10 protein-coding genes and 7 tRNA genes are annotated in these 12,575 nt (G+C 46.0%); all 17 read left to right on the plus strand.

The genetic code is table 11. The features are described 5' to 3' along the window. Positions 1–18: 18 nt before the first annotated feature. Positions 19–216: a carbon storage regulator CsrA gene (gene csrA / locus L3V27_RS17650; RefSeq protein ID WP_004415691.1), complete on the plus strand. Its 198-nt coding sequence runs from the start codon at positions 19–21 to the stop codon at positions 214–216. Positions 217–550: 334 nt separating this feature from the next. Next, positions 551–642, plus strand: a tRNA-Ser gene (locus L3V27_RS17655). A 32-nt stretch (positions 643–674) separates the two neighbouring features. Continuing rightward, positions 675–751 (plus strand) — tRNA-Arg (locus L3V27_RS17660). Between the two features lie 29 nt (positions 752–780). Then, positions 781–872 (plus strand) — tRNA-Ser (locus L3V27_RS17665). An 85-nt stretch (positions 873–957) separates the two neighbouring features. Then, a tRNA-Arg gene (locus L3V27_RS17670) sits at positions 958–1,034 on the plus strand. A 55-nt stretch (positions 1,035–1,089) separates the two neighbouring features. Continuing rightward, positions 1,090–1,166: transfer RNA gene (locus L3V27_RS17675), tRNA-Arg, on the plus strand. Between the two features lie 52 nt (positions 1,167–1,218). Beyond that, positions 1,219–1,295, plus strand: a tRNA-Arg gene (locus tag L3V27_RS17680). Between the two features lie 52 nt (positions 1,296–1,347). Further along, positions 1,348–1,424 (plus strand) — tRNA-Arg (locus L3V27_RS17685). A 556-nt stretch (positions 1,425–1,980) separates the two neighbouring features. Next, positions 1,981–2,238, plus strand: a complete 258-nt coding sequence (locus L3V27_RS17690) for an oxaloacetate decarboxylase subunit gamma (protein WP_005379932.1) — start codon at positions 1,981–1,983, stop codon at positions 2,236–2,238. Between the two features lie 31 nt (positions 2,239–2,269). Next, the gene (gene oadA, locus L3V27_RS17695) at positions 2,270–4,054 is read left to right on the plus strand and encodes a sodium-extruding oxaloacetate decarboxylase subunit alpha (RefSeq protein WP_237312419.1); all 1,785 of its coding nucleotides are present in this window, start codon (positions 2,270–2,272) and stop codon (positions 4,052–4,054) included. Between the two features lie 9 nt (positions 4,055–4,063). Next, positions 4,064–5,194, plus strand: coding sequence for a sodium ion-translocating decarboxylase subunit beta (locus tag L3V27_RS17700; protein ID WP_005396706.1), 1,131 nt, complete (start codon positions 4,064–4,066; stop codon positions 5,192–5,194). Positions 5,195–5,317: 123 nt separating this feature from the next. Then, positions 5,318–6,268 carry an NADP-dependent oxidoreductase gene (locus tag L3V27_RS17705; RefSeq protein WP_237312421.1) on the plus strand — a complete coding sequence of 317 codons (951 nt, stop codon included), beginning with the start codon at positions 5,318–5,320 and terminating at the stop codon, positions 6,266–6,268. After that, positions 6,262–6,723, plus strand: a complete 462-nt coding sequence (locus tag L3V27_RS17710; RefSeq protein WP_005396704.1) for a YqaA family protein — start codon at positions 6,262–6,264, stop codon at positions 6,721–6,723. The genes L3V27_RS17705 and L3V27_RS17710 overlap by 7 nt, the downstream gene beginning before the upstream one ends. Positions 6,724–6,732: 9 nt before the next feature. Then, positions 6,733–9,576, plus strand: coding sequence for a pitrilysin family protein (locus L3V27_RS17715; protein WP_150919419.1), 2,844 nt, complete (start codon positions 6,733–6,735; stop codon positions 9,574–9,576). Positions 9,577–9,732: 156 nt separating this feature from the next. Next, positions 9,733–11,301, plus strand: a complete 1,569-nt coding sequence (gshA, locus tag L3V27_RS17720; RefSeq protein WP_237312423.1) for a glutamate--cysteine ligase — start codon at positions 9,733–9,735, stop codon at positions 11,299–11,301. Between the two features lie 24 nt (positions 11,302–11,325). Then, positions 11,326–11,931, plus strand: a complete 606-nt coding sequence (locus L3V27_RS17725; RefSeq protein ID WP_258688782.1) for a hypothetical protein — start codon at positions 11,326–11,328, stop codon at positions 11,929–11,931. A gap of 84 nt (positions 11,932–12,015) precedes the next feature. After that, on the plus strand, positions 12,016–12,534 hold the full coding sequence (gene luxS / locus L3V27_RS17730; RefSeq protein ID WP_053809196.1) for an S-ribosylhomocysteine lyase: 519 nt from the start codon (positions 12,016–12,018) through the stop codon (positions 12,532–12,534). The last annotated feature ends 41 nt before the right edge of the window (positions 12,535–12,575 follow it).

Consider the following 12,575-nt stretch of genomic DNA (forward strand, 5'->3'; position numbering starts at 1 on the left):
TTACTCAAGGAGCAAAGAATGCTAATTTTGACTCGCCGCGTAGGCGAAACACTGATGATTGGTGATGAAGTGACTGTAACTGTACTAGGTGTGAAAGGTAACCAAGTACGTATCGGCGTTAACGCTCCGAAAGAGGTTTCAGTTCACCGTGAAGAAATCTACATGCGCATTCAAGCTGAAAAAGGCAATGGCAACGTTGCTTCAGGTAACTACTAAGTCGCTCCTGTTTACAGAGCTTAGTTTGAATGAAAAAGGCTAACCGAAGGGTTGGCCTTTTTAGTCTTTAATGTTTTTGAAGATTTGCGGAAACCATTGTGTTGAGTGTGGCTGTGAATCCGTCAATATTGTTGAATCGAACACCAGGAAGTCGTTTGAAAATAAATGTCTTTTTTTCAGAGAAGACTCTCTTTTTTTCATCATAATAGAGTGGTAAAGTTCGTTTAATAGTCACTTTGATTAAATCAGCAACGGTTAAGTCAGTTTCGTGGATTTTTTCAAAGAAAGTGTTTGACATATTTTCGGTAAAACGTAATATGTGCCTCCGCAAGACGGTGAGGTGGCCGAGAGGCTGAAGGCGCTCCCCTGCTAAGGGAGTATACGGTTTATCCCGTATCGAGGGTTCGAATCCCTCCCTCACCGCCATTCTTGCAATGTTGAAAAATCAACAAAAAAATGCGTCCTTAGCTCAGCTGGATAGAGTACCTGGCTACGAACCAGGCGGTCGGAGGTTCGAATCCTCCAGGACGCGCCATATCTCTTTTGAGATATAACAATGAAAACGGTGAGGTGGCCGAGAGGCTGAAGGCGCTCCCCTGCTAAGGGAGTATACGGTTTATCCCGTATCGAGGGTTCGAATCCCTCCTTCACCGCCATTCATTGACTGGCCCGATGGCCTTTTTTTTGTTTCGTAAGAAATGAATGTGATTTGCTTCACAACTTCCTAGCAAGAAGATCTGCGCGTCCTTAGCTCAGCTGGATAGAGTACCTGGCTACGAACCAGGCGGTCGGAGGTTCGAATCCTCCAGGACGCGCCACTATTTAATAATTCGTTTGATAAACGGGTTATACAAAGTAAAATAAGATTATTGCGCGTCCTTAGCTCAGCTGGATAGAGTACCTGGCTACGAACCAGGCGGTCGGAGGTTCGAATCCTCCAGGACGCGCCACTTATTCAAGGGTATTGCCCTGATTTTGACGAAAGTTGATATCGAAAATCGCGCGTCCTTAGCTCAGCTGGATAGAGTACCTGGCTACGAACCAGGCGGTCGGAGGTTCGAATCCTCCAGGACGCGCCACTTATTGAAGGGTAATGCCCTGATGTTGACGAAAGTTGATATCGAAAACTGCGCGTCCTTAGCTCAGCTGGATAGAGTACCTGGCTACGAACCAGGCGGTCGGAGGTTCGAATCCTCCAGGACGCGCCACTTACAAAAAAAGCCTCGCAATTGCGAGGCTTTTTTGTATCTGGACATCAGGAACTATAGCCTAGAGTTGTTAGAGGCGAGGTCCTTCTTTTCCAAAAGCGAAGATGTGCTTATCTAAGCAATTTGGAATAAAGTTTCAGCTGTAGTTTGTGAATCCATCCTTACTATCTCTCCTGTATATTAATTTCCGTTTCTTTCACTTCAATTGTTTACATGTAACTTCTTTGTTTTTTATTTGTTTGTTAATTGTTACAAAATGACATCCTTTTGTTTTTATTAGTTTTTATGTGTAAATCTCGATTTGGTTTTGAAATCCAAATCGCAGTTTTTATTTATGTCCTCCTTTACTCTGTTCGTAAGGAGATAGCAGATTCGCAGTAATTATTTTGTCATGAACTGTGATCTGGGTAGTGAATAAATAATCATTTATCAGGATTATTACAAACCTTCCTTAAACAAAATTGACAAAATTTAACCAATCGAGATAATCCATTGGTCGGGATTTGACGCTATTAAAGTCCTGCACGTTGTCAGGATGACAAAGAAAGGAAGCAACATGACTAATATAGGAAGCCTGCTAGTAGATGCGGCCACCCTGATGCTAACGGGGATGGCGGTCGTATTTATTTTCCTCACTATTCTTGTTTATCTCGTTCGGCTAATGTCGAAATTGGTACCAGAAGAAGTACCAGAGCCGATCGCAGCACCAAAAACAAATACTAATATTCAATCAACCTCTTCAGCTGTTAGTCCACAAGTAGTGGCGGCGATCTCGGCTGCGATTCATAAACATCGCGCCTCATTCGCGAAGTAGCCGAACCAGGATTAAAAAGGAGTTTAAGAGCATGTCTAAACCACTAGCTATTACAGATGTGGTCCTTCGTGATGCCCATCAATCACTATTTGCTACGCGTATGCGTATTGAGGATATGCTGCCTATCGCAGCTGAGTTGGATAAGGTTGGTTACTGGTCTCTAGAGACTTGGGGTGGCGCAACGTTTGATTCTTGTATTCGATTCTTAGGGGAAGATCCTTGGGAGCGTTTACGTGAGTTAAAAAAAGCGATGCCTAATACGCCAATGCAAATGCTACTGCGTGGTCAAAACCTTTTAGGATACCGCCATTATGCCGACGACGTAGTAGAGAAGTTCGTTGAACGCGCACATGCTAACGGTATGGACGTATTCCGTATCTTTGATGCAATGAATGACGTGCGAAACTTCCAGAAGGCTGTTAAAGCAACGGTCGATGTTGGCGCACATGCTCAAGGTACGCTGTCTTACACAACAAGCCCTGTGCATAACGCAGACACTTGGGTTGACTTGGCAAAACGCCTAGAGGATTTAGGTTGTCATTCACTGTGTATTAAAGATATGTCTGGCTTACTCAAGCCTTATGAAGCGGAAGAGCTTATCACGCGTATCAAAGCGTCTTGTGATGTGCCATTAGCACTTCATTGTCACGCGACGACAGGCTTGTCTACTGCGACAGCGGTAAAAGCAGTTGAAGCTGGTATTGATATTCTCGATACAGCGATTTCTTCAATGAGTTGTACCTATGGTCACACACCGACGGAAACGGTAGTCGCGATGCTAGAAGGAACCGAGCGAGATACGAATTTGAAGCTCGAGCAACTAGAACCTATCGCCGCATATTTCCGTGAAGTACGCAAGAAGTACGCGAAGTGGGAAGGTCAGTTGAAAGGTGTAGACTCTCGCATCCTGATTGCTCAAGTGCCTGGCGGTATGCTGACCAACATGGAAGGCCAGTTGAAAGAACAGGGCGCGGCGGATCGCATTGATGAAGTATTAGAAGAGATCCCTCGTGTACGCGAAGATCTTGGTTTCATTCCATTGGTGACTCCAACTTCGCAGATCGTCGGGACGCAAGCCGTGATTAACGTGCTTACTGGCGAGCGCTATAAGAGCATAACTAAGGAAACCGCTGGTCTATTGAAAGGCGAATACGGTCAAGCGCCAGCCGAGTTAAATGCAGAGCTGCAAGCTAAAGTACTTGATGGCAAAGAGCCTATTACTTGTCGTCCTGCCGATTTGCTTGAGCCTGAAATGGAGACGCTTACTGTTGATCTGATGGAGAAAGCGAAATCAGAAGGTATTAAGCTAGCAAGTGAGCGTGTTGATGATGTACTTACTTATGCGCTTTTCCCTCAAGTTGGTCTCAAGTTCCTTAAGAATCGTGAAAACCCAGAAGCATTTGAACCTGCACCAACGCTAGAAGCCGCGAAGCCTGCCGTACCTGCGGCGCAACCAGCAACTGGCGGCGTAGAAATTTATAGCGTACGTGTTGACGGACAGGTGTATGAGGTGGAAGTTGGTCCTCAAGGCGAGCTAACCTCTGTCGCTCCTTCTGCGGCGCCCGCAAAACCGACGGCACCTAGCGCACCTTCTAGCGCTTCTGCTGAAGCGGTGCCTGCTCCTCTTGCCGGTAACATCTTTAAAGTGAATGTTCAGCCTGGCGCTGAAGTGGCTGAAGGCGATGTACTACTGATTCTTGAAGCAATGAAGATGGAAACAGAAGTGCGTGCGGCGCGTGGTGGTGTGGTTCAAGAGTTGAACGTTAAAGAAGGCGATGCTGTCACAGTAGGTGCGCCTCTATTGAGCCTGGCGTAAGGGAGTATCATGGACGGATTGTTAACCCTTTGGGCAGAAACAGGGATCGCTAACTTCGAGTTCGGCCAAATCTGTATGATGCTGGTTGGTTGTACCTTGCTGTTTTTGGCAATCAAAAAAGGCTTTGAACCTTTACTGTTATTGCCGATTGGTTTTGGTGCTATCTTGGCGAATATTCCAAATGCTGGCTTTACTGAGCCTGGCGGCTTGCTCTACTACGTTTACTACATTGGGATTGAATCGGGTGTGTTCCCGTTGTTGATCTTCATGGGTGTGGGTGCGATGACCGACTTTGGTGCTTTGATCGCAAACCCAAAAACGTTGTGGCTAGGTGCGGCAGCTCAGTTTGGTATTTTTGCGACACTGTTTGGCGCTATTTTGCTCAACTATGTACCTGGCATGGAGTTCTCCATGGCGGATGCATCGTCTATCGCTATCATCGGTGGTGCGGATGGCCCAACGGCGATTTTCTTAGCAAGTAAGTTATCACCAGATTTGCTTGGTGCGATTGCTGTAGCCGCGTATAGCTACATGGCTTTAGTGCCAATCATTCAGCCGCCAATCATGAAGGCGCTAACCACTAAGGAAGAACGTGAGATTCAAATGGCGCAACTGCGTCACGTGGGTAAATGGGAAAAGGTATTGTTCCCGATGGCAGTATTACTCATGACGATTCTTTTCCTACCTTCAGCAACGCCTCTTGTCGGTATGTTCTGTCTTGGTAACTTAATGCGTGAAGCGGGTGTGGTCGATCGTCTATCGAAAACCGCACAAAATGAGCTGATCAACATCGTGACGATCTTCTTGGGCTTAGGGGTTGGCTCGAAGCTGCAAGCGGATCAATTCCTAAACTTAGAAACATTAGGCATTCTAGGTCTTGGTGCGGTTGCGTTTAGTATTGGTACGGGTGCTGGTGTGCTAATGGCTAAGTTGCTGAACAAGTTCTCAAAAGAAGACATCAACCCACTTATCGGTGCGGCTGGCGTTTCTGCGGTACCAATGGCCGCGCGTGTGGTGAACAAGGTCGGCTTACAAGCTAACCCGCAAAACTTCTTGTTGATGCATGCGATGGGACCAAACGTTGCAGGTGTATTGGGCTCAGCAGTGGCCGCTGGTATCTTGCTAGCACTTGTCGGCTAGTCATTACCGAAAATGGAATGATCAACCAATTTACAAAATCACGATTAACTTCGGTTAACAAAATGGTTTATAGTCAAAGGGATGCTTTCGCATCCCTTTTTGTTTTCTTGCAGGGAATGGTTTATGGAACACAAACAGATCGTTATCACTGAATTTGGTGATGCCAACGTACTCGCGATTCAACATGCTTCTACACCATCACCACAGCCTGGTGAAGTCTTAGTAAAAGTCGCTTTTTCAGGCGTAAATCCTATTGATGTTAAAACTCGAGCCGGACTCGGTTGGGCAGCTGCGCAGAACAAGGATAATTTACCTTGGGTACCAGGTTACGACATATCAGGAAAAGTCGTGTCCAGTGGAGAGGGGGCGTCGCGTTTTAATGATGGTGATGAGGTGGCTGGATTTATCGGTTTCCCAGTCCGAGGCGGTGGGTACAGTCAGTACGTATGTGTTCCAGAAGCTGAGTTAAGTCATGTTCCCAGTTCAGTTACTTTAGAGGCTGCCGCAGCATTACCGTTGGCTGGCCAAACTGCGGCACAAGCACTCAGCAAAGCCAATGTGACAGAAAACGATCGCGTACTTATCCTCGCAGGAGCCGGTGGCGTTGGACACCTAGCGGTACAAATCGCGGTCGCGACTAAAGCGGAAGTCTTTACAACCTGCAGTGAACGAAATTTAGACTACCTGGCTACCCTTGGCGCTCACGCAGTGAACTATCAATTTGCACCAGTGTCAGAACGTGTTGAAGACGTTGATGTTTTGATTGATTTAGTAGGTGGAGATGCCGCGTTAGATGCGCTTAAATGCCTGAAAGACGGTGCGAGAGTCATAACCGTTCCAACCATCACGGCTGAGCTGATTTGTGAAAAAGCCAAACTCCTAGGCTTTGAGGCTAACGGCATGTTGGTTGAGCCAGATCCAGCGCAATTAGATACCTTGTTGTACATGGTTGGCGTTGGTTTACTGAAGACTGAAATTCAACAGGTTTATCCGATGAGTGATGTGATTGCTGCTCACCAGCAAGTTGAATCAGGAAGAACCAGAGGCAAGGTGTTGCTTGATATGACATGCTAGAAGCATTTAATACGAGCTTTGAAAGTTTAGCGCTTTGGTTTTCAGATTCAGCATTATGGGTGCTTTTCATGACCGGTTTTCTCAGTGCCACTTTGTTACCTGGTGGTTCTGAGGCGGGCTTAGTTGCCACTCTCTCATTAAATCAATATTCCGTTTCGTCAATTATTATGGTCGCCACTATCGGCAATACGCTTGGTGGCTTAACAAATTATTGGCTTGGCTTGTGGATTCCCAACAAAGCGCAAGAAGAAAAGCACGGTCATACCGCATTAAAGTGGCTGTCAAAGTATGGCTATTGGGGATTGTTTTTTAGCTGGTTACCTGTGATTGGAGACCCGCTGTGTTTAGCCGCAGGGTGGCTGAGAATGAAGTTTCTGCCTTGCGTGATTTTAATTTTTTTAGGAAAGGCTGCTAGGTATAGCTTACTTGCGGCCATCTATCTCGGATTATTTTAAGGAAAGTACATGAAGATGTTTTGGGTTGGCGCGTGTTCACTTTTGGTGATCACGGGCTGTGCATCAAATACGCCAGTTTCATCACTGCCGAAAGGGGTAACTTTCGTCGAGTCATCGAAAGCGGAAGAAGGCAAAGTTAAGATTCCGTACCAAAAGTATAAACTCGATAATGGCTTAACGGTGATCTTAGCTCCTGAAGATTCTGACCCATTGGTCCATGTGGATGTGACTTACCATGTTGGTTCGGCTCGTGAAGAAGTGGGTAAGTCTGGTTTTGCGCATTTCTTTGAGCACATGATGTTCCAAGGTTCAGAGAACGTTGGTGACCAAGAGCACTTCAGAATCATTACAGAGGCTGGCGGTACGTTAAATGGTACGACAAACCGTGATCGTACTAACTACTTTGAAACTGTCCCGGCTAACCAGCTAGAGAAAATGCTGTGGTTAGAGTCTGACCGTATGGGCTTTTTGCTGGATGCGGTTTCTCAACGCAAATTTGAAATTCAGCGTTCTACTGTAAAAAATGAGCGAGCTCAGCGTTACGATAATCGTCCTTATGGCTTAATTTGGGAGCGCATGTCTGAAGCGCTATATCCTGAAGGTCATCCGTATTCGTGGCAAACCATTGGTTATGTTGAAGATCTTGACCGTGTTGATGTGAACGACCTCAAAGCGTTTTTCTTGCGTTGGTATGGCCCAAACAATGCGACTATCACGATCGGTGGTGACTTAGACGTTGAACAAACTCTTGAGTGGGTAAATAAGTACTTCGGTTCGATTCCTCGTGGGCCAGAGGTTGAAAATGCGCCGAAACAACCTGCAAAGCTGCAAGAAGACAAATACATCACGCTAGAAGATCGGATTCAACAACCGATGGTGATGATCGCGTGGCCAACAACTTACAACGGCGAAGAAAGCCAAGCGTCTCTCGATACGCTATCTGAAGTGCTAGGTGGCGGTACAAACAGCGTGCTCTACCAAGACTTAGTCAAGACTCAAAAAGCCGTCGATGCGGGCTCATTCCATGACTGTGCAGAACTGGCGTGTAACTTTTACGTTTATGCAATGGGTGATTCAGGGGACAAAGGCGATCTATCAAAACTGTACGACGAGCTTTTACAGTCACTCAATCAGTTTGCTGAAAAAGGCGTGACAGAAGATCGCCTTGAACAATTGAAGGGTAAGGCGGAAGCGGATGCTATCTTTGCATTAGAAAGTGTTAAAGGCAAAGTAACGCAGTTGGCATCCAACGAGACATTCTTCGGCGATCCAGACCGTCTTGAGCAACAACTTGAGCAGATCCGCGCAGTGACACCTGCATCGGTAGAAAAAGCGTATACGGATTTTATCCAAGGCAAGAACAAAGTGACCTTAAGCGTGGTACCAAAAGGAAAAACTGACCTTGTCGTAAAACCAGCGACCTTTGTGACGCCAAAGCGCACGCTACCAGAATACGAGAAGATCACTGATGATCAATTGGCGTATCGTCGTGCGACCGATAACTTCGATCGCTCTGTGCAACCGCCTGTAGGGGAGCCAGTGAAAGCGACGATGCCTGAGTTGTACGAGCTTCATTTTAATAATGGCTCGGAGTTGCTTGGCGCGGTTAGCGATGAAACACCAACGGTCATGATGCAGTTTAGTTTACCTGCGGGAACACGTTTTGTTGAAAAGGGCAAAGAAGGTCTTGCCCAATTGACTGCCGCGATGTTGCAAGAAGGCACAACGAAACGTAGTGTCGAAGAGATTCAAGCTGAGCTCGATAAACTAGGTAGTGTCATCTCCGTGAATGCAACGGGCTACACAACAAACATCAGCGTTTCTGCTTTAGAAAAGAACTTAGAGCCGACGTTGAAAATTGTCGAAGAGATGTTGCTGTCTCCTGCATTTAAGCAAGCAGACTTCGAGCGTGTGAAGATGCAAGCGCTAGAAGGTCTTGTGTATGAGCATCAAAACCCAAGTTGGATGGCATCACAAGCGACTCGCCAGGTGCTCTATGGGGACTCTGTCTTTGCTCGACCAAAAGACGGCACGCAAGCAGGTGTCAGTGCACTAACGTTGGATGATGTCCGTGAATTCTACTCGAAGCATTACACGCCACAAAGTGCGCAAATCGTCGTTGTTGGTGACATTGATCAACAGGAAATTGAACAGCAACTGACGTTCTGGAAAAACTGGCAGGATGAAGCTGCACCATTGTATGCACCGCAAAGCATCGCTGCATTAGGTGAGCAAAAGATCCATCTTGTTGATAAACCAGGTGCACCACAAAGTGTGGTCATGATGGTTCGTCAGGGTATGCCTTACGATGCAACGGGCGATTTTTACCTAAGCCAACTGGCAAACTTCAACTTAGCTGGAAACTTCAATAGCCGCATTAACCAAAACCTACGTGAAGACAAGGGTTACACATACGGCGCTTACGGCTACTTCTCTGGAAATCCAGAAACTGGCTCGGTTGTTTTCACCGCGCAAGTACGAGCGGATGCAACGGTTGCTTCTATCATTGAGATGGAAAATGAGCTAAATGAATACTCGCAGTCAGGAATTACTGATGAAGAGATGAAATTTATGCGTCAAGCGGTCGGTCAAAAAGATGCACTGAAATATGAAACGCCAACACAAAAAGCGGAACTTATCAGTGATATTCTTAAGTACAACCTCGATCAAGATTACTTGCAGCAAAGAAACGCTATCGTAGAAAAAGTCGATAAGCAGACTTTGAATGCACTGGCTCAAAAGTGGTTTGATCCAAATGACTATCAAATTATCGTCGTTGGTGATGCTAAATCACTGCGTCCTCAATTAGAAAAGTTGGGGAAAGACGTAGAAGAGCTTGAAATCATTCGATAGAGTACACATTTAATAGCGGAGAAACGTTTCTCCGCTATTCATCTAGATAAGCGACTTTTCGTGGGTTATTTATCTAGATGCATTAAATATCAATAACTTAGCTTACGCTTGTCCTTTGTGATAAGTGTCCTGCTCCCAATATAAGCGAACCTCATTTTGACTGATTTTGCTGCGCGACTAAAAAAAGTTGCATCAAACCCCGAAGTATTTAAGCAGTTTGGACGCGGTGTTGAGCGAGAAACTTTGCGCTATCGTCAGGATGGACATCTAGCAACAACACCTCATCCAGAGGGGTTAGGCTCAGCGTTCACAAACCAATGGATCACGACAGATTTTTCTGAATCATTGCTAGAATTCATTACGCCTGTGTCACATGAAATTCCAGAACTGATGGCACAACTGAAAGATATCCATCACTTCACCCAGACAAAAATGGGTGAAGAAAAGATGTGGCCTCTTTCTATGCCATGTTATGTTGGCTCGGAAGAGGATATTCAGCTTGCTCAGTACGGCTCTTCGAATGCAGCAAAAATGAAAACCCTGTACAGAGAAGGCCTAAAACGCCGCTATGGCAGCCTGATGCAAATCATCTCAGGTGTGCATTTTAACTTCTCGTTCCCTGAGACATTTTGGGATGCGCTATACGGCGAGCAAGATGAACAATCCCGCCAAGATGCTAAGTCTGATGCCTACTTTGCGCTGATCCGTAACTATTACCGTTTTGGTTGGATGATTCCGTATTTCTTCGGCGCATCGCCAGCGTTATGCGGCTCTTTTATTCAAGGTCGTGAAACCGATCTGCCATTCGAGAAAATTGGCGGCACTTTGTATTTACCGAAATCAACGTCTTTGCGTTTGAGCGATCTGGGCTACACCAATAGTGCGCAAAGTGTGCTGAAAATTGGCTTTAACAGCATTGATCAGTATCTGGATGGTTTGAGCGATGCGATTCGTCACCCATCAGAAGAGTTTGCGAAAATAGGCGTAAAAGTGGACGGTGAATACCGCCAGCTTAATTCCAATATTTTACAAATTGAGAACGAGCTATATGCTCCAATTCGTCCGAAGCGCGTGTCGAAAAGTGGAGAAAAGCCTTCAGATGCGTTACGACGCGGTGGGGTTGAGTACATTGAAGTTCGCTCTCTAGACGTTAACCCATTCAGCGCAGTGGGTTTGGATGAAGAGCAAGTACGATTCCTTGATCTCTTCCTGACTTGGGCGGCCTTGTCAGACTCGGATCCAATGGACAACTGTGAATTAGAGTGTTGGCGCGACAACTGGAACAAAGTCATTGTTTCTGGTCGTGAAAAAGGGCTAATGCTGCAAATTGGTTGCCAAGGTGAACGTCTATCTCTGCAAGATTGGGCGCATCGAGTGTTTGTCGAGCTGCGTCAGATAGCACAGCAAATGGATATGGCTGCTGGTGGCAGTGCATACCAAGATGTGTGTAATAAACTCGAGACATGGGTTGATAACCCAGAACTAACGATTTCAGGTCAACTATTAGAGCTGACGAAAGAGCTTGGTGGGTTAGGTAAAGTCGGCTGTGCGCTTGGCATGAAGTACCGCGAGGAAAATCTAGCTCACGGTTATCAGTACTACTCGCAAGATACGATGGAAACGGAAGTGGCGTCGTCAGTAGAAAAGCAAAAGCAAGCGGAACAAAGTGACACGCTATCTTTTGATGATTTTTTGGAAGATTACTTTGCTTATCTGAAGCAGTAGTGAATAGGTAAAGGTTGGGTGGGATTGAACATTAAACCGTTAGTAGTATCGGTACTCGGAAGCATGTTACTTGCAGGTTGCGCCACGGCACCGCCAAAGCAGCAGAATAATTTATGTGAGATATTTCGAGAGAAATCCGGCTGGTATGATGATGCCAAAGATATGGAAGAAAAGTGGGGAACTCCCATTCATGTCGCTATGGCTATCATTAAACAAGAAAGCAGCTTTCGGCACGATGCGAAACCACCCAAAGACTATATATTGGGATTTATCCCTTGGGGACGAGTCAGCAGTGCGTATGGTTACGCTCAAGCTCAAGATCCTGCTTGGGAAGACTTCCAAGATGCGACGGGTCAGGGCGGTTCTCGTACCAACTTTGATGATTCAATGATGTTTGTCGGTTGGTATACTCACGAAACGAGGCGCCAACTAGGGATTTCGTTATGGGACCCATACAGTCAATATCTGGCTTATCATGAAGGTCGAGGTGGGTACAAGCGAGGTACTTATAAGCGAAAGCCCAGCTTGCTCAAAGTCGCTCGACGTGTTGAACAAACTGCAAAAACTTATGGCTGGCAGCTGAAGCAATGTCGTCAGGAATTGGAAGACAACAGCAGCTGGTTCTTTTAACCTACAGCCTGTTTATGTGCTGTAGGGATGAATGACATTTATCCAGTACCGAGAGGTATTGGAGTTACAATCAGGAGAGATGTAATGCCTTTACTCGATAGTTTTACCGTGGACCACACTCGCATGAATGCACCGGCAGTGCGAGTGGCGAAGACCATGCAGACCCCAAAAGGGGACACGATTACTGTCTTCGATTTACGCTTTACCGCGCCAAACAAAGACATCCTTTCTGAAAAAGGTATTCATACGCTAGAGCACCTTTATGCAGGCTTTATGCGCAATCATCTTAACAGCGATTCTGTTGAGATCATCGATATTTCGCCTATGGGTTGCCGCACGGGCTTTTACATGAGTCTGATTGGCACTCCATCAGAGCAGCAAGTAGCGGATGCTTGGATTGCGGCCATGGAAGACGTACTAAAGGTAGAAAGCCAGAATAAGATCCCTGAACTTAACGAATACCAATGCGGCACGGCAGCAATGCACTCTTTAAAAGAAGCACAACAGATCGCAAAGAACATTTTGGATGCTGGTGTTTCGGTGAACAAAAATGATGAACTTGCTTTGCCTGAGTCGATGTTAAAAGAGTTGCGCATCGACTAGGTGCTCATTAAGAAGCATATTGCCCCAATAAGTAAAAAAGC

Source organism: Vibrio sp. J2-3(2022), assembly GCF_021725735.1.
Classification (GTDB): domain Bacteria; phylum Pseudomonadota; class Gammaproteobacteria; order Enterobacterales; family Vibrionaceae; genus Vibrio; species Vibrio diabolicus.

Bases quoted from the DNA above. Each gene is read 5' to 3' on its own strand.
- L3V27_RS17715 (WP_150919419.1), top strand. From the start codon at position 6,733: ATGAAGATGTTTTGGGTTGGCGCGTGTTCACTTTTGGTGATCACGGGC.
- L3V27_RS17700 (WP_005396706.1), top strand. From the start codon at position 4,064: ATGGACGGATTGTTAACCCTTTGGGCAGAAACAGGGATCGCTAACTTC.
- csrA (WP_004415691.1), top strand. From the start codon at position 19: ATGCTAATTTTGACTCGCCGCGTAGGCGAAACACTGATGATTGGTGAT.
- L3V27_RS17690 (WP_005379932.1), top strand. From the start codon at position 1,981: ATGACTAATATAGGAAGCCTGCTAGTAGATGCGGCCACCCTGATGCTA.
- L3V27_RS17710 (WP_005396704.1), top strand. From the start codon at position 6,262: ATGCTAGAAGCATTTAATACGAGCTTTGAAAGTTTAGCGCTTTGGTTT.
- oadA (WP_237312419.1), top strand. From the start codon at position 2,270: ATGTCTAAACCACTAGCTATTACAGATGTGGTCCTTCGTGATGCCCAT.
- luxS (WP_053809196.1), top strand. From the start codon at position 12,016: ATGCCTTTACTCGATAGTTTTACCGTGGACCACACTCGCATGAATGCA.
- L3V27_RS17705 (WP_237312421.1), top strand. From the start codon at position 5,318: ATGGAACACAAACAGATCGTTATCACTGAATTTGGTGATGCCAACGTA.